Origin of the sequence: Xanthomonas sp. LMG 12461 (genome assembly GCF_009192935.1) — a bacterium.
In the GTDB taxonomy this organism is placed as follows: Bacteria; Pseudomonadota; Gammaproteobacteria; order Xanthomonadales; family Xanthomonadaceae; genus Xanthomonas_A; species Xanthomonas_A sontii.
In genome coordinates this window covers 44686-58547 of record NZ_NQYT01000043.1, presented here as the reverse complement: position 1 = coordinate 58547, position 13862 = coordinate 44686, and the positions used below count along the sequence as shown (strand labels likewise).

The following is a 13862-nucleotide window of genomic DNA, read 5'->3' as shown; positions in this document are numbered from 1 at the left end:
AATCAGCGGTCCAAGCGCTGCTTGATCCAGCTAGCGGCCAAGCCGACTGCAGCACTCCCCCACAGTACAGCCTTGAGCTTCGCCGGCATTTCGCCGAGGGCCATGATCTGGCTGTAGAGATCAGGAAGTCCGGCGACGAAGGCCCACACGTAGGTCGTGTACTTCTTCAGCATCACGCGCGGGGGCTCAAGGCCCTGCGGCAACAGTGAGACCTTGGCCGGCGGTTTCTTGGGCGGCGTCAAAATAGGGGTTGGGCTGCTCATTCTTTCTGGCGCTCCTTATTGCGCTCCAATTCCTCGTCAATCTTCTCGGCAAACTTCGGGGCGACGACGTACACAGCAGCCCGATATGCCTCTGCCTGCCTTACAGATACCCGAGCATCACTTGCTACCCAGCCAATCCACACCATGCCGGCGATTACGCCACTGACTGCCGCGCCAATGGCGACCCCATGCCAAATGCTGCCGGCGCCCTCGACTCGGAGAGTGTTCACGTTACTTGCGGGGTTGCCGCGGCGCTTGAGCGCTTCCTGGATCTCGTCCAGCGTCCGCTCCATACTGTTGAGCTGCTGGTCCATCAGCCTTTGGCCTCGCGGGCATCCATCCTCAGTACCATATCCCGCACCTCCGTTAGCGTTGAAGCAATCGCCTCGATGCGGCGGGACTGCTCTTTAAAGTCTTCCCGGCTGGGCATCTCTGCTACCACCTTGATTTCCAAGGTGGCGACACGCTTCTCAAGCTCCCGGTGCCGGATCTCGGCCTTCTCCATCTCCTTGTCGGCCCTGGCGGATATCCGCTGGACGTAGAAGATGACTAGGCCGGCGACCAGGGGCGCTAGCAATGCCCACCAGTTGATTTCCATCAGGGCGTCTCGAACACCTTGCGCTCATCGGCGCGGCGGTTGATTAGCCCCTGCATGACCTTGCCATTAGCCATCCGCCAGACGGCGAATTGCTTGGCGGCCCCATCGATGTCGCCAGCGTTGAACAGGCGCAGCAGCGTGGATTTTCCGAAATTGCCCAGTCCGATGTTGTACGCCAGGGAAGCCATAGCGCCCAACTGGTTGTCGGTCGGCTTGCGCTTCAGGAGCGCACTCACGCCGGTCACAAACTTGGCGACATCCTGCTCCAGGCGCTGATCTGCCTGGGTTTGGGTCCACACCGTACCCTTGGTGATGCCTGGGCCAGTTGCGCCCCAGCCAATCGTCCACGGCGCGCCACCCGTCGCCGGGTCCGGATACGCGGCCAGCTGGCACCCCTCCCACTTGCGCACAAGCGAGGCGGCAACGGCTATGGCGGGCATGCTGACTCCAATAGGCGCCCGCCCCGCAGCCAGCTAGACGCAAGGGTTGATCTGGATCAGGGAAGCGGGCATAGAAAAGGTGAGGACCGGTCGCCAGGGGATAACGGCCGGTCCTCTGTGGAACATCTTTCGATTACGTTCAGTGCGGGACTCTCGTGCCCGCAGGCGCCAGCCTCGCTATCGCTGGACTTATCTCCGCGTTTTGCCCGGAGCCGCATCTCCCAGGTAGAGCCTAGGTTCCTAGGAGCAACCACCCGATCAAGTCGGATGCGCCCTGGTGCGGTGGCCGGAGCTGATCCCGGCTTGCCCGATACTCACCGGGTACGTGTGCGTTGCGCATCAGCCTGCGCATTCACCGCAAAAGCAAAACCCCCGGCTTTCGCCAGGGGCTCCTATGACATCGTGCCTGAAATCTAACTTTCCGGGGGCCCCCTGTCAATAGGGTTGTTGTCTACAAATCCCTCCACTCTGCCTATTGACTGATCCTAAATTTAGGATCATTATTCCCCCGTGGGAAGGCCACTGGGGCCGCCCGATCAGGCTAAAGGGCCAAAACCATGAACATCATCATATCTCTCATTGAATTCAACCCTCGTCGCGACAACTTCGTCACCGTCAACGGTTTTGACGTCCATCTGTCGGGCGCAAATCTCACCGGCTCCGAAAAGCAAATCGCTTGGGCCGAAAAAATCATCATCAACGCCGCTCGCGCGATCGCCGATGGCCGTTTCTGTAAGCTGCCCAGCCTGCCCACCATTGAGCAAGCGGAAAAAGAAATCGCCACGATCAATGCATTTTTCGCCCAGCACATGAGTAAGCTCGCCGGGACCAAGGCTGCAGACTGGATCGACCTGCGCGACCACGGGTGGGAAGCTTTTTCTGTCATGCTGCAGAAGGCGACCTAAATCATGGACTCTAACAATTACAAATCCAACGAAACCGTAACTCTACTGCTGGCCGACACGGATCTCGTCAAAGGCATGCTGCAGAATTTGGGCTGCACTACTTACCGCTACGCTTGCACTGTGTTTGCAGCGCTGCGAGCTCGCGCGGAGCCAAGTAGCGCCGCAGAGCCATACAATGTGCACCCCGATGCAATCCGGTACGTGCTTGCGATGACCCCGCCGCTGGCCGAATCTGAGCCAGCCCCCGAGCCGATTGATAATCAATACGGATACAAGTACCGGATCGGGAAAGTCACTCTCTACGCTGCATGGGACATTTTGGACCGCAGCGCAAAGCATCGGATCTTAGGCGGCTATGGCTGGCTAGCGCCAGGGGTAGCTAGACTGATTTGGTCCGGTTATACGCTTTATGGAGATCGATGGCAGTCTGACCTTGCACGAGCGCTGGAAATCAACGACCGCCGGGTGCGCGCTTGGCTGCAGGGCGAGCGGTCTATCCCAGACGGCATCTGGACTGACATTTCCGCCCTGCTCCGTCAGCGCCACCAAGGAGGCATTGCGTTGCTACGAGAGATGGACGCGGGCAACTAAGCGGCCCGCGCCATCCCTGCCAGCACGCCGTAGACCCGATCCTCGCCGCGCTTGGCTAGCTCTAGATACGCCTTGACGTGCATGCAGCGCTCTCCAGAATTAGCCAGCAGCATCTGAGCGGTCTCGTACCGCTCAACCTTGCGCCGGCCCATGCCGCAGTAGTAGGCCCGCAGGACGCAGGCCATCGGCAGGTTTGATCGGGCGATTTCGGCCACGATGTCCTCGATCCGCTGGGCGCGAAGATCGATTTCCAGCGGCTTGTAGCCCACATTTGGCGGGGGCATCTCTCCACGGTGCTCAATCAGGATCTGCAGCATGTTTTTCGAGACATGACCCAAGTACTCATACTCACTGTGCAGCGCAAACTCACGCCCCCAGTGCTCTAGCTCTGCGCGGACATACAGCCCGAATGTGTCAACTTGTCCGCTCATTGGCTGGATTCCCCTGTGATCTTGATAACGACCTGGCCGCCCTTGCGCGGCTCGGACTGTACGAATGGATGAGAGATAAACCGCTTGTCATCGATCCCGAGCACATCGGCCAAACCGTCCCTGTACGCCTTGCACCGGCTGAGCATGTTGTCGTCGTCAACTGATCGGCGGGTGGGCGGATAGAAGTCCAGCCAGAGATGCAGTCGGCCAGGGGGCAGGATCATCTGGTGCCAGCCGGCGGCGCGGGCGAGTAGCTGGGCATCGGCCCTTGCTGCCTTGGCCGCCTTGGCCTTACGCGCCCAGTGAACGCGTCCATTCGGCGAGAGGTCTTTGCTGGGCCATGGAAGGGTCAGCTCAAGCATGTTGCGCCCTCCACCCGCCGCGAGCCTTACGCTTAGGCTCATGGACGTAGCAGTAGCGGATGGCCTTGCCCGTCCCCTGCATTGCCAGCATGCCCAACTCGGCAGCGTTGCGAAGCGCCCAGGCGTAAGGCTGTCGCTCCTTCCAGCCTTTCTTACCTAGCGCGTCCAGCACGTCGGACGAAAAATGCCACCCCGGATTTTGCCTTAGCCACTCTCGGCACTCGGATGCGCGGCTCATGCCGCCTTCCTTCCGCCGCACAGGCGCGCGATCGTGACGGCCAGTGCATCCGTCTCGTCCATCTTCATGATGGTCCACATGCGGCGCTGCCCATGCAGACCGTTGAAACTGCCTTGGTGGCAGTCTTTGCACAACGCCACGGCTGTGTAGTGCTGGCCCTGTTTGATGTGGTGGGCATCGCTAGGACCAGGCGCATCGCACACACTGCAGGGGAGAAGCTTGACCGCCTCCAGGTGCGTGCGCTCGGCTGACGTCAGCGGCTTTGCGTTCTTCGAGCGCATTAGGCTTCCTCCGAGTAATGCCGGCTCAGAGCATCTTCTAGTGCGCGGTACAGGCATGTAGCGGCCTCGTAGCTCAGGCTCAGCTTCTGAGTGAAAGGCCCATTAACCGCCGTGATGATCACCCCCAAGTCGCCACTGGCAACGATGATGCCCCTGTCCTGGTCTACTTGATACGCATCGCGCGGCGAGTCCTTGGTGCAACGGATAGTATTCGCGATAACGATCACGCCGCCTTCTCCTTCTTGACCTTGTGCAATCGCTTGTTGAGAAGTTCCATTTCTTTCTCCCAGTCGGCATATGCCTCTGCTGGCGTATCTCCGTAGCCCACAACCGTGCGCGGCGGTGGGTCTGGGTAGTACATGCAAACCCAGTGCAGGCCGTAGTCAAACCAGATAAGAGGCTTCAAGCAGCAGCCCTCCTGTTATCGCTGAAGTGCGGATCGGACCACTGCACACCACGCTCAGCGCCGAATGCGGCCATCAGCTCCTGTAGGTCGCACATCTCGGCGACGGTCATACGGGACGTGCGGCTGCCGAGCATAACGAACCCACCATCGATGCCCTGGGCGACGCGCTGGTGCTTGGTGAGCGCTGCCGTGAGGATGTCTTTCCATTCCTCAGGGGAAAGCCGCTGCAGCTTCCCGTCCACAGGCCATTCGACCTGCTGGGATATGTCGGTCAGGAGCGCCCACATGCGGGCATTGGCCTCGACCGATCGACGCGGGATAAGCTCCTTGACCTCTACGCGGGCAGCCTTCCCCCGCGCGAGGAACTGCCGCGCAAACTCCCACGCAGCAGCCATGCGCTCGCGGGCGTTGCCTTCGGGCCTTAGCACAAAGTAGGTCATCGCCGACTCTCCCAGCGCAAAGTTTTCCTGCGGAGATAAGCACCAAAGACATTGCGGTAGACAGAATTCTTACTAGGCGGGCGGCTTACCCATCGAAATGCGGGGCAGTTCCTGCGGTCCTGCTTGATGATGGCCTTCAGCCGATCCTTCGCCAGCATCGCCGAAGTGATGCCGACGTACTCGACCATGACAGTCATGCGGACGCTCATCCCTGTCCCTCCCGCTCTGCGCTCTCCAATATCTCGGCGGTTTCGATGAACTCGATGGCCTCGACATCGTGATCCAGCTCCGCGCCGAATTTAATTTCCCATTGCGGCACCATCTCGATCTCGCCTGGAGTCGCAGTCCAGTAATACTCTGAAAACACGATAGTGATGCCGCGGCGCTTGGCTGCGCGCAGAATGTCTCGCTTAGCCATTGAGCACCTCCCGCTCTGTGGCCATGGCGGCGTCAATGGCGGCGTCAAGGCGCTTACCCATCTTGACCTCCGCATATCTCGCATGATCTAAGATCGCCGACTCAACGCAGCCGTCTTTTGTGCAGTCCCTGATCCACCGATACCGCTCCGCGTCCCTCTGCGCATCGTGCAGCAGTGCCTTGAGCCGGCCGGCTTCCTCGGCCCAGCGGGTGGCTTCTTCGCGGAACTCTTGCTTCTCGGCGCGGAATTGGTCGCGCTCTGCTATCAAGGCAAGCATGTCGTTTGCACCAGCAGTGAAGTAATCCGCCTGATCGGCATCCGCATCCACAGCAAGCTGCGTGAATTCCTTAACCCACATTTCTAGCTTGTCCATCCTCACTCTCCCCTGCTGTAGCTCTTGACGTTGTTGAGCGCGTACCACTCGCGCAGTGTGTGTAGCTGGTCTGACCTGGTGCCGCCGTCCTGGCTAATAGACCCGTCCGCGTGCCGCTGCGTCGGCTGGGGCTGGTAGTTCGGGTTGGTTGCCTTCCAGTCGGGGCGCTCAGTTTTCTTGTCCATCAGAAGTCATCCCGTGGCTTGCGCTGCTTGAAGAAGGAACCGGCTTGTTTCTCGGCCACCTGTGGAACTGGTAGCGGACCTTCCCAGTCATCCAGCCGCATCTGATCGAAGCGGTTGCGGAGGTGGATGCGGGCGCCAGCCTTGATGTTTCGGCCCTTGGCGAAGTGCAGTTCAACGACTCCCTGCAGATGCGTCGTCTGCTCCGGCGTGTCGTAGTAGTCCTCTCGGTGCAGGAAGGCGATCACGTCGCCCTTCTGCTCCAGCTCGCCCGACTCACGTAGGTCTGCCAGGTTGGGGCGGCGCTCGGTGCGGCTTGTCAGATTGCGGTTGAGCTGTGCCAGGGCCACGACCGGGATGCCCCATTCCTTCGCCAAGTCCTTAGCCGTCTGGACAATCGCTCCATATTCGAAGCGGGCCATCTTCGGGTCTATCTTGAAGTCATGGATGTGGTCGATCACGATCACGTCCAGCGGCGTGCGCTGGTGCATGCGACGCGCCCGAGCCTCGAACTGCCGCTTACTGATTGACGGCGTGTCATCGATGTAGAGCGGCGCCTGCTTCAGATCGCGGATCGCAGGCACCATGCGCATCATGTAACCGTCGTCCTCGGCCTCCGTTGGCGTAGTCACGAACGAGTGCGGCACCCGCGCTAGAGCAGCGACGTTGCGGTCGTGGCATTCGTGCCGGCTCATCTCCAGCGAGAACAAGCCGACGGTCTTGCCGCGCAGGGCCAGGAACATCGCGAGGTTGAGACCCCACACGCTCTTGCCCATGCTGGGGCGCGCCGCGAGGATGTACAGCGTGGACGGCTGCAATCCGTTGGTCGCTTCGTTGAAGCCGGCCCACGGGGTAGGCAGGCCGGTCATCTTCGTGCCGCCGTGGTACTTGGCAGTGAATCGCTCGTACCAGCTCGACATGGAGTCGCCGGCCAGTTGCAGGCCGCCACGCTGGGCAGGCTGCAGGTCTGCGAGGCGTTGCCCGGCGTCAGTCAGCAGATCCGAAAGCCCACGCCCATCGCGGCTGTATCCGGCATTGACCATCTCGGTTCCGGCGTCGATCAGACCGCGGCGCCCGGCATGTTCCACAACGATTTCGGCGTAAGCGGCAATGTTGGCGGCCGATGGCGTAGTGCTGGCAAGCTCGATCAGGTAGGCGCCTTCGCCGACCATCTCCAGCTTGCCCTGCGATTCGAACCACTCGCCCAGGGTCACCGCGTCGAACGGGCGGCCCTTCTCGGCCAGCTCGCGGATCGCGCGGAAAATGGCCTGGTGGTCGCGGCGGTAGAACTGGCCTTCTGCCAGCACGTCAGACACCAATGGCCACGCTTCCGGGGACAGCATCAGCCCACCCAGCACGGCCTGCTCGGCATCGTTGCTGTGCGGCGGCACACGGACCGACTCAACCTCATGCGAGCCGTAAAGCGCAGCCATGCGCTCGACTTCTTGGCGGACGGCGCTCATGCGCTACCGCCTACGCGAGCGAGAGCAGCACGCAGCCTATCAATTTCGTCCTGATCCATCCCCTCATCAGAGGCCGCGGGTCCGCATGCTTCAATCAGTTCTGCTATGGCGGCGCGAGCTTCGCGCATCTCATCTCTGTCGGAACGAAGCGTTTGCGTAAGCGCGGCTTCGTCCATTACCGAAAGTACGTCGATAGGCGCGTTCATGCTGCCACCTGCCGGTCGTACAGGCGGAGCATCGTCTTCTCGGCCGTCAGAGTCTCGAAGTCAGGCACGAAGTTCTCGTGACCCGCTCCGCCGCGCATCCGCCCCGAGTAGAAATCATCATGGGCCACCAGGTCGAAGTAGGCCGCCCAAAACTCAGGGGTCACCAGCGGGGAGCCGGTCGATTCCTTGCAAATTTCCCGAGCTACCCGCAGGCAGCGCCGGACCTGCTGCTGTCGCTTCTCGCGGCCGACGTTCTCCGAGACGTTGGGCAGATTCCCGCCGTTGCGCTTGGTCAGCGAGGATGCGTTGTAGGCCCTCAGCGCCTCTCGGGTGACCTGCGCCAGTCGCTGCGCAAGCTCGTCGCCGGCCGCGTCACTCGGCGCAGCCGATGACGAGAGCTTTTGATCTTCTTCTTTCTCTTTCTCTTTCTCTAGGTAACGCTCATTACCACTTTCGGTAACGCTCGATGCGTTACCTGTTTCGCTAGATTCGCTCGATGGCGCGTTAGCGTACTTGAAGTTTGCGACGCGCTTAGCTGTCTGTGCGCGTTTCTTGGCGCTGGCACCGTTGTGATCAGTGAAGTTGGCGATGGTGATGCCGCCGTCAGCAGAGACGCTTATCCAGCCAAGTTCCTTTAGCGCTTCGGCAAACCCAGCGACACCGGTCTTACGATCAATCTGGCGCAGCGACAGACCCGGCAGATAGCCGTCCTCGGTGTGCTGGTCAGCCATGGCCCACAGCCAGTAAAGGGCGCCGATCACGGCCGCCTCACTGCTATCTGTGGCATCCACAATGGCGGCCACACGCGGGTCGTCCCACAGGTTGCTGCGCATCTTGATCCAGTCCGCGGCCATCTCAGGCAACCTCACCCAGCGGCAACTGCGGCGACGGGTCACGCAGGCGCTCAGCGCGTGCCATTTCCTCCGCGCGAAGCCGTGCGTACTCGCGCATCTCGTCCAGCGTCATCGGCTCGCTGCGCTCCGCCAGTTCGCGGCAGCGCTGCATGTGGGATAGGGTCTGTTCGCGGGTCATGGTCACTTCCTCACCGGGCGGCCACGCATCGGCACGATCTGCTCGGAGCGCAGGCGTTCGTCGCGGCGGAACTGGCCGGGCATGTGCGCCCTCCAGGGGTGCGGCTTCTTGTGCTTGGTCTTCATGCAACGACTCCGCTGCGCAGGCGGCCCATCAACTGCTCGTAGCTCTCGCCGCAGGGCTGCTGCCCTTCGGGGAGGATCGGGGCCAGTTGGCTTGCTTGTGGGGTAAATCTGAGGCCATCGACAGGGTCGTATGGACACCCCCAAATATCTGGCGCCACGACGAAGTCCCCAAAGATCCCGCTATTGGTACGGAAACTCCCGCAGGCAACAATTCGCCCTTCCTGTCCGTTCAATTCCCTACAGGTTCTGGACCACATGATCCTCACCCTCTGACCGACGAAAAACTTAGTCATCTTGGTTCCCCTTATCGGCCTTCTTCAGGGCCTCGAAATTCAAGATTGATGCCGTGTTGCCTGGCAGCTTGTAGAGGCGGTCAAGCTCTGCCGTTGCCGCGTGTTGGACGGCCTCCGCTACAGAAGCGAGGCCGTGTACCTGTGCGTAGCGCTCAAACCGCGCTCGCTCTGCGTTCGTGAGCCTAATTTCGGTATCCATCAGTCCTCATCAGGGCCTGTAATGCCCCTTCAAGCCGCATCGGCATCGCGCTTACCCTTCTCCATCGCAGCGAGGCCAGCGAGCGCAAGGTCATGAACAAAGGTCGCAGGCTGTCGCCCATTGAACTTTGCTAATGCCTGGATCAGCTCGTAAGTCGTGTCGTTGAAGCGCGTCTTGATGACGTTGTCGCGAATGTGTGTGGGGTCGGCGTACATGGGGGTTTCTATGGCGGTAGTTGAAAAAATGGGTTCAAACGTCGTGCAGATCGTTCGGCATCGCTCGCGCGTCTTCGCTGCCCAGTGGGTCGGCGAGAGGCTGGTTGTTTGGGTGCTGCGACGTGGGTAGGCACTCGCTCGGCGCCGTCAGTGCGAGAACGCGTTCAAGATGCCGGCGATCCTGTTCAAGGCGCTTCGCAGTTACTGCAAGCCTGGTGAGCGCTTCTTTTTGCATCCAGCTATGAGCTTCTTCCCACGTCGGGAAGTACGGCTTGTAGGAAGCTTGCCGAACGGCCCATTTGTCCACCTTTCGCCTGCGAATAGCGGCGAGACCAATCGTCGGGAACCATGCGTAGGGAAGTTTCGCGCTCATCTCTCACGCCCTCTTGCGCTTGGGGGCGGGGGCTGGTTGGGCTGGCCCGAAGATCACCTCGTCTCGCCCAATGTTCAGCGACTGAGCAAGCTTGGTTACGACATCCAAGCGGCGCGGGATGGTCCCGCTCTCGTACTTAGAAATGTCGGCCTGCGAACAGCCACACCGGGCAGCAAGCTCTGCCTGGGTGAGGCCGGCACGTGCGCGCGCGGCGCGGAGATGGTGGGTAGTGTCCATGGACACGATATTGCTCTGAAGAATAATGACTGTCAAGCATATTCTTCAGGCAGCCTTACCCAGGGCATTCCTATCGGGAATAATTGCGGAATGGATAGAAGAGAAGCCTTCGGGCAAGCCATCCGCCAGCTACGCAAGGCGGCCGAACTGAATCAGGAGCAGCTTGCTGAACGGCTGGAGGATGTACCTGGATTGAAGCAGGCAGACATCTCAAAGATCGAGAACGGCCGCCACAAGTCGCCGGACATGCACATAGCGCCTCTTGCAGACGCACTGGGCGTTTCCACGGCTGAAATTGCGGGGCTAGTGGAGCAGATCCTGAATGGGGAGGAGGGACGACTTCAACAGCGACATGTGGCCGCTGAAGCGCCATCTGTGGTGCCTCTGATAGGCTGGGTCCGTGCTGGCATGTGGGACCAGGTTGAGAACCCTTTCGACCCAGACGTGGCGCAGGGCGCTGTGCCTACTAATACTAAGGTCAGCCCCCGTAGCTACGCCCTGCAGGTCAAAGGCGATTCGATGACGAACCCGGCTGGCTGGCCCACCTTCCCGGAGGGGACAACCATCATCGTAGACCCGCGCAGGACTGCGGAGTCTGGAGACCTGGTGATCGCCCAAGTAGATGAAGATCAGCAGGCGACGTTCAAGAGGCTTGTCCGTGACGCTGGAGCCACCTATCTAGTGCCGCTAAACCCGCGATATCCGACGCTCACCGTTGACCAGCCAGTGCGCATCTGCGGGGTAGTGGTGACCGTGGCAGAGCGGCCAGTCAACTAGAGGCGGCAAGCTCCATGGCTTGCCGCATCTAATTATCTGCCCCAACTGTAGCCATGAGCGCCGCAGTTGCGCTCCAGTGAACTCATTGCCTCTTGAGCCGTGAACTGCCCGGATCGATATCCATCTATGTTGGCCTGAACGATTGCCCGACAGTTCTTGGGTAGGCCTGTGTCGCCGTAAGTGTCGCGGCTATTGGGATCGCAAAAGTTCGAGCAGCCGGCTAGCCCCGCCGCGGCCAAGCATGCCGCTGCCAGGATCTTCATATGGCTTCTATTGCTCATCGAAGCCGTACGGGTCTTGCTGCTGAGCCGCTGGCTGGCTAGGAGCGTACACAGGCTGCTGAGGCTGGTAGTAGCCGCCAGAGTTTGGATACGGGTTCACAGTACCCTGCCGGCCTGTGTAAGGGTTCACGTTGCCCTGAGTCGAATAGTTGTCCAGCTTGGTGTTGTTGGGCGCGCTGCGATAGTGCGGCTGCACATACGTGCCGTTTGATCTGTAGTAGCCCTTCACGTGTGTCTGTGCCAGCGCCGATCCTGCAGTGAGCGCAAGCGCCAAACCTAAGACAATCGTCTTCATCTCCCATCCCCTTCATAAGCCGTCATTGGCTACTAGATGCTAGCAACGGCGAGCCCCGCACGCGCAGACAAATAGCGACGCGGGCGACCGTCTGTCGGGGAGGCAAAAAATATTTCTAGATATGCACTTGACGAATATTCGTCAGGCGCATATAGTTCTCCCATCGCCCACGGGCAGGGGAGAACGAGATGGCCGCAGCACTCAACTACGCGCGCATGCCGGGTCCAGGCGACCTGTGGCAGCCGCTGGAGGACAGCTCTCTGGCCGACGAGCATGCAGACGAGCTTTCCATTGGGCTGCACCGTAGCGGCTCTGTATTCGCTGAGGCGCTGGGCGAGCTGAGCGACGAGCAATGCACGCTGATCGCCGGCCATCTGGCCGACGGCAACGACGCTGGCGCCGCCGAGATCCTCCGCACGCTGGTTAGAGACTACATCGAAAGCGAGATCGCCCGGCGCAGCGACGAGGTTGGCGCATCGCGACTGGAAGCCGTGCAGCGCATGCTCACGGTCTACGAAGTCAAGCCGCGCACCGCGCCGGCCCAGCCGTGGAGGACTGCGGCATGAACACAGTCACACACGAGCATGTCGCCGACTGGTGCGCCGCGCGTCCCCGTGCGAAGGACGGACTTTCGGACTGCAAAACCTGCCCGATTCACAGTGCATGCGCGCAATTTACTGGTCCGCTAACTCAGGATTCTCTCAACGCTCACAACCAAAAAGTTGTCGATGCGTTCGTGGCTCACTTTGGAGGTGTCGCATGACCGCCCCTTTCGCTGTGGATGTGCTGGCGGTGATGAAGCGCGCCCTGATTATGGGGCTACCGCTTAGCAGAGTTGACGACATGGCAGCCGCCACCGCCGCCGTGGCCGAGCTGATCGACAAAGCCGCAGAAGCGGAAAAGGTCATTCGCAATGCCGTAGCCGCTGATGAAATCCACATCGCTTATGAGGATTACGCCGACGATTTGCGCGCCGCCCTTGATCGCTGCGGAGGTGCGCAATGAGCTGGCCCTACTGGCTCGTCGGCGTGGTGATCGTGCTGCTGCTGTGTCTGGCGTTTCGGCGAAAAGTTGTGGCTGATTATGTTGATAACTTCTTTCTACAAGAAGATGCCATTAAATTTTCCATTCTGATGGATAAGCGCAACTGCGACTGCTTCATTTCTTACAAGCCGATGAGCAGCAGGTCGTGGCAGGTCCGCTGCTACCGCCGGAAGGAGAGGAGCGAATGAGCAAGATCGAATATTCGGACGCAGATAAGAAGCGAATCCGCGGGATGGTCAAGGCGTTCTCAGGGGCGCGTGGTTTTTTGGACCCAAGATACGGTGTCTGCCATGCGCTGTACAAATGGTATGTATGCGGAGAAGGCAGAGTAGAGGCGTATCAAGACTCAATTGAACTCATGCAACGAAGCTTGGGCTGGGATAACTATCTTGAAGGATTTGTTGGCTATGGGAATGGGCACCCAGCTTCTAACCCGCACGCCGTGGACTGGCGCAAAGCATGGCTGGACAAGTTAATCAAAGACTGCAAGGAAGCTATCAAATGAGCGTCGTGATGTTCCCGGTGCAGGACTCGTTCGACAAGTACCAGGTGTCGCACGTGCACAGGCTGGCGGTTGAGATGGGCCTGGACCCTCGGCAAGCAGTGCGCGACTTCCTCACCGCAGAGAACCCCAAACAGCAGCGCGCAGAGATGGCAGAGCAAGCCCGGCGCGCTCGGATGCAGCAGAACATCGGAGAGATGGCATGAGTACGGATAAGTTGATGCGCGAAGGACTGTTCCACAAGCACATGGCTACCAAGGATAGTGAATTCTTTGCACTGATCGATGCAACTGGCGGCTGGCCGGTCGGATACAAGTTCGTGGGGTTTGAGCATACGACTGAGAGGGCGGCAGGCTACTGCAACTCCCCTCATAACAATGGGTGGTGGACAGTCATAGCAAGCGCGGATGACTACTACTTGTGGAAACTCAGTCCTGAAGCTCTGCAAAAGATCGCAAATGCCGTTGTATCCGAGATCAGGCTGACGAAGGTCGATGCAAATAACATCTCGGTGAAGAACTTCAGGGGCTACAAGTCCGCCCTCTCCGGTGGAGTTAAGGCATGAAAACGACCGCAGAGATGATCGCCGTGATGCAGGCGTTTGAGCGCGGGGAGGATATCCAGTGCATCCGCCTGGGCATCGTGGACGATTGGGTCAAGTGCACAACTCCGCCATACAAGTGGAACTGGGTCGGTTACGACTACCGCATCAAGCCCCGCGAGCCGAGGGTGATTTGGGTGAATGAGTACACCGGGAACGGCGATATCAAGTTCTACGGGCATGCAGACGAGGCTAGTGCACGTGGCGCTGCCGGCCATGTGGCTCGCGTCGCCATCAAATACATCGAGGTGATCGAATGACCAGCTACGAGCAAGCCCGAGTGTCATACGA

The 13862-nt window shown here is 60.0% G+C and carries 31 protein-coding genes; 10 read left to right on the top strand and 21 right to left on the bottom strand.

The genetic code is table 11. The annotated features are described in order from the left end of the window. Positions 1 to 2 precede the first annotated feature (2 nt). Genes CEK68_RS12075 through CEK68_RS12060 form a run of 4 tightly spaced genes read right to left on the bottom strand, consistent with a single transcriptional unit; the run spans position 3 to position 1301 of the window. Positions 3 to 263 carry a hypothetical protein gene (locus CEK68_RS12075; RefSeq protein ID WP_152239514.1) on the bottom strand — a complete coding sequence of 87 codons (261 nt, stop codon included), beginning with the start codon at positions 261 to 263 and terminating at the stop codon, positions 3 to 5. Then, a complete protein-coding gene (locus tag CEK68_RS12070) occupies positions 260 to 577 on the bottom strand; it encodes a hypothetical protein (protein WP_193314189.1) in 318 nt (105 codons plus the stop codon). The genes CEK68_RS12075 and CEK68_RS12070 overlap by 4 nt, the downstream gene beginning before the upstream one ends. Next, positions 577 to 861, bottom strand: a complete 285-nt coding sequence (locus CEK68_RS12065) for a hypothetical protein (RefSeq protein WP_152239513.1) — start codon at positions 859 to 861, stop codon at positions 577 to 579. The genes CEK68_RS12070 and CEK68_RS12065 overlap by 1 nt, the downstream gene beginning before the upstream one ends. Beyond that, entirely contained in the window at positions 861 to 1301 is a 441-nt protein-coding gene (locus CEK68_RS12060) for a lysozyme (protein WP_152239512.1), read from the bottom strand. Before CEK68_RS12060 ends, CEK68_RS12065 begins: the two co-directional genes overlap by 1 nt. Before the next feature lie 557 nt (positions 1302 to 1858). On the opposite strand from CEK68_RS12060, the gene CEK68_RS12055 reads away from it, so the two are divergent. Next, positions 1859 to 2206: a hypothetical protein gene (locus tag CEK68_RS12055; RefSeq protein WP_152239511.1), complete on the top strand. Its 348-nt coding sequence runs from the start codon at positions 1859 to 1861 to the stop codon at positions 2204 to 2206. A gap of 3 nt (positions 2207 to 2209) precedes the next feature. Beyond that, positions 2210 to 2797 (top strand): hypothetical protein, encoded by a 588-nt coding sequence (locus CEK68_RS21250; protein ID WP_226977864.1) that lies wholly within the window; start codon positions 2210 to 2212, stop codon positions 2795 to 2797. On the opposite strand, the gene CEK68_RS12045 is transcribed toward CEK68_RS21250, so the two are convergent. From CEK68_RS12045 to CEK68_RS11990, 16 genes are all read right to left on the bottom strand, one after another. Further along, positions 2794 to 3114 carry a hypothetical protein gene (locus CEK68_RS12045; protein WP_226977863.1) on the bottom strand — a complete coding sequence of 107 codons (321 nt, stop codon included), beginning with the start codon at positions 3112 to 3114 and terminating at the stop codon, positions 2794 to 2796. The genes CEK68_RS21250 and CEK68_RS12045 overlap by 4 nt on opposite strands. 110 nt (positions 3115 to 3224) lie before the next feature. Continuing rightward, positions 3225 to 3632: a hypothetical protein gene (locus CEK68_RS12040; protein ID WP_193314188.1), complete on the bottom strand. Its 408-nt coding sequence runs from the start codon at positions 3630 to 3632 to the stop codon at positions 3225 to 3227. 192 nt (positions 3633 to 3824) lie between these two features. Continuing rightward, complete coding sequence (locus tag CEK68_RS12035; RefSeq protein WP_152239508.1) at positions 3825 to 4109, bottom strand: hypothetical protein; 285 nt, start codon at positions 4107 to 4109, stop codon at positions 3825 to 3827. Beyond that, the gene (locus CEK68_RS21010; RefSeq protein ID WP_193314187.1) at positions 4109 to 4336 is read right to left on the bottom strand and encodes a hypothetical protein; all 228 of its coding nucleotides are present in this window, start codon (positions 4334 to 4336) and stop codon (positions 4109 to 4111) included. Before CEK68_RS21010 ends, CEK68_RS12035 begins: the two co-directional genes overlap by 1 nt. Further along, positions 4333 to 4515, bottom strand: a complete 183-nt coding sequence (locus tag CEK68_RS12030; RefSeq protein WP_152239507.1) for a hypothetical protein — start codon at positions 4513 to 4515, stop codon at positions 4333 to 4335. The genes CEK68_RS21010 and CEK68_RS12030 overlap by 4 nt, the downstream gene beginning before the upstream one ends. Beyond that, positions 4512 to 4955: a recombination protein NinB gene (locus CEK68_RS12025; RefSeq protein WP_226977862.1), complete on the bottom strand. Its 444-nt coding sequence runs from the start codon at positions 4953 to 4955 to the stop codon at positions 4512 to 4514. The genes CEK68_RS12030 and CEK68_RS12025 overlap by 4 nt, the downstream gene beginning before the upstream one ends. Further along, positions 4952 to 5164, bottom strand: coding sequence for a hypothetical protein (locus CEK68_RS21005; RefSeq protein WP_193314186.1), 213 nt, complete (start codon positions 5162 to 5164; stop codon positions 4952 to 4954). Before CEK68_RS21005 ends, CEK68_RS12025 begins: the two co-directional genes overlap by 4 nt. Further along, positions 5161 to 5373, bottom strand: coding sequence for a hypothetical protein (locus CEK68_RS12020; RefSeq protein ID WP_152239506.1), 213 nt, complete (start codon positions 5371 to 5373; stop codon positions 5161 to 5163). The genes CEK68_RS21005 and CEK68_RS12020 overlap by 4 nt, the downstream gene beginning before the upstream one ends. After that, on the bottom strand, positions 5366 to 5746 hold the full coding sequence (locus CEK68_RS12015; protein WP_152239505.1) for a hypothetical protein: 381 nt from the start codon (positions 5744 to 5746) through the stop codon (positions 5366 to 5368). Before CEK68_RS12015 ends, CEK68_RS12020 begins: the two co-directional genes overlap by 8 nt. Positions 5747 to 5748: 2 nt before the next feature. Further along, positions 5749 to 5931: a hypothetical protein gene (locus CEK68_RS12010; RefSeq protein WP_152239504.1), complete on the bottom strand. Its 183-nt coding sequence runs from the start codon at positions 5929 to 5931 to the stop codon at positions 5749 to 5751. Then, positions 5931 to 7391 carry a replicative DNA helicase gene (locus CEK68_RS12005; protein ID WP_226977861.1) on the bottom strand — a complete coding sequence of 487 codons (1461 nt, stop codon included), beginning with the start codon at positions 7389 to 7391 and terminating at the stop codon, positions 5931 to 5933. The genes CEK68_RS12010 and CEK68_RS12005 overlap by 1 nt, the downstream gene beginning before the upstream one ends. A gap of 202 nt (positions 7392 to 7593) precedes the next feature. After that, a complete protein-coding gene (locus CEK68_RS12000) occupies positions 7594 to 8451 on the bottom strand; it encodes a hypothetical protein (RefSeq protein ID WP_152239503.1) in 858 nt (285 codons plus the stop codon). Position 8452: 1 nt separating this feature from the next. Continuing rightward, entirely contained in the window at positions 8453 to 8629 is a 177-nt protein-coding gene (locus CEK68_RS21000) for a hypothetical protein (RefSeq protein WP_193314185.1), read from the bottom strand. 2 nt (positions 8630 to 8631) lie between these two features. Next, complete coding sequence (locus tag CEK68_RS21400) at positions 8632 to 8754, bottom strand: hypothetical protein (RefSeq protein ID WP_255424777.1); 123 nt, start codon at positions 8752 to 8754, stop codon at positions 8632 to 8634. 521 nt (positions 8755 to 9275) lie between these two features. After that, positions 9276 to 9461: a hypothetical protein gene (locus CEK68_RS11995; RefSeq protein WP_152239502.1), complete on the bottom strand. Its 186-nt coding sequence runs from the start codon at positions 9459 to 9461 to the stop codon at positions 9276 to 9278. A gap of 34 nt (positions 9462 to 9495) precedes the next feature. Further along, on the bottom strand, positions 9496 to 9834 hold the full coding sequence (locus tag CEK68_RS11990; RefSeq protein WP_152239501.1) for a hypothetical protein: 339 nt from the start codon (positions 9832 to 9834) through the stop codon (positions 9496 to 9498). A 327-nt stretch (positions 9835 to 10161) separates the two neighbouring features. Here CEK68_RS11990 and CEK68_RS11980 point away from each other — a divergent pair, with 327 nt between their 5' ends. Beyond that, entirely contained in the window at positions 10162 to 10848 is a 687-nt protein-coding gene (locus tag CEK68_RS11980) for an XRE family transcriptional regulator (protein WP_193314183.1), read from the top strand. Positions 10849 to 11118: 270 nt separating this feature from the next. Here the strand turns inward: CEK68_RS11980 and CEK68_RS20995 are convergent, their stop codons facing one another. Continuing rightward, entirely contained in the window at positions 11119 to 11424 is a 306-nt protein-coding gene (locus tag CEK68_RS20995) for a hypothetical protein (protein ID WP_193314182.1), read from the bottom strand. Positions 11425 to 11612: 188 nt separating this feature from the next. On the opposite strand from CEK68_RS20995, the gene CEK68_RS11965 reads away from it, so the two are divergent. The 7 genes from CEK68_RS11965 to CEK68_RS11935 all read left to right on the top strand — a co-directional run bounded on the left by CEK68_RS11965 (position 11613) and on the right by CEK68_RS11935 (position 13831). Next, entirely contained in the window at positions 11613 to 11990 is a 378-nt protein-coding gene (locus CEK68_RS11965) for a hypothetical protein (RefSeq protein ID WP_193314181.1), read from the top strand. 193 nt (positions 11991 to 12183) lie between these two features. Next, positions 12184 to 12429 (top strand): hypothetical protein, encoded by a 246-nt coding sequence (locus tag CEK68_RS11960; RefSeq protein ID WP_152239497.1) that lies wholly within the window; start codon positions 12184 to 12186, stop codon positions 12427 to 12429. Beyond that, complete coding sequence (locus CEK68_RS11955) at positions 12426 to 12656, top strand: hypothetical protein (RefSeq protein ID WP_152239496.1); 231 nt, start codon at positions 12426 to 12428, stop codon at positions 12654 to 12656. The genes CEK68_RS11960 and CEK68_RS11955 overlap by 4 nt, the downstream gene beginning before the upstream one ends. Next, on the top strand, positions 12653 to 12973 hold the full coding sequence (locus CEK68_RS11950; protein WP_152239495.1) for a hypothetical protein: 321 nt from the start codon (positions 12653 to 12655) through the stop codon (positions 12971 to 12973). Before CEK68_RS11955 ends, CEK68_RS11950 begins: the two co-directional genes overlap by 4 nt. Next, positions 12970 to 13176 (top strand): hypothetical protein, encoded by a 207-nt coding sequence (locus tag CEK68_RS11945; RefSeq protein WP_152239494.1) that lies wholly within the window; start codon positions 12970 to 12972, stop codon positions 13174 to 13176. The genes CEK68_RS11950 and CEK68_RS11945 overlap by 4 nt, the downstream gene beginning before the upstream one ends. Beyond that, positions 13173 to 13535 carry a hypothetical protein gene (locus CEK68_RS11940; RefSeq protein WP_152239493.1) on the top strand — a complete coding sequence of 121 codons (363 nt, stop codon included), beginning with the start codon at positions 13173 to 13175 and terminating at the stop codon, positions 13533 to 13535. Before CEK68_RS11945 ends, CEK68_RS11940 begins: the two co-directional genes overlap by 4 nt. Further along, positions 13532 to 13831, top strand: a complete 300-nt coding sequence (locus CEK68_RS11935) for a hypothetical protein (RefSeq protein WP_152239492.1) — start codon at positions 13532 to 13534, stop codon at positions 13829 to 13831. Before CEK68_RS11940 ends, CEK68_RS11935 begins: the two co-directional genes overlap by 4 nt. Positions 13832 to 13862: the final 31 nt, after the last annotated feature.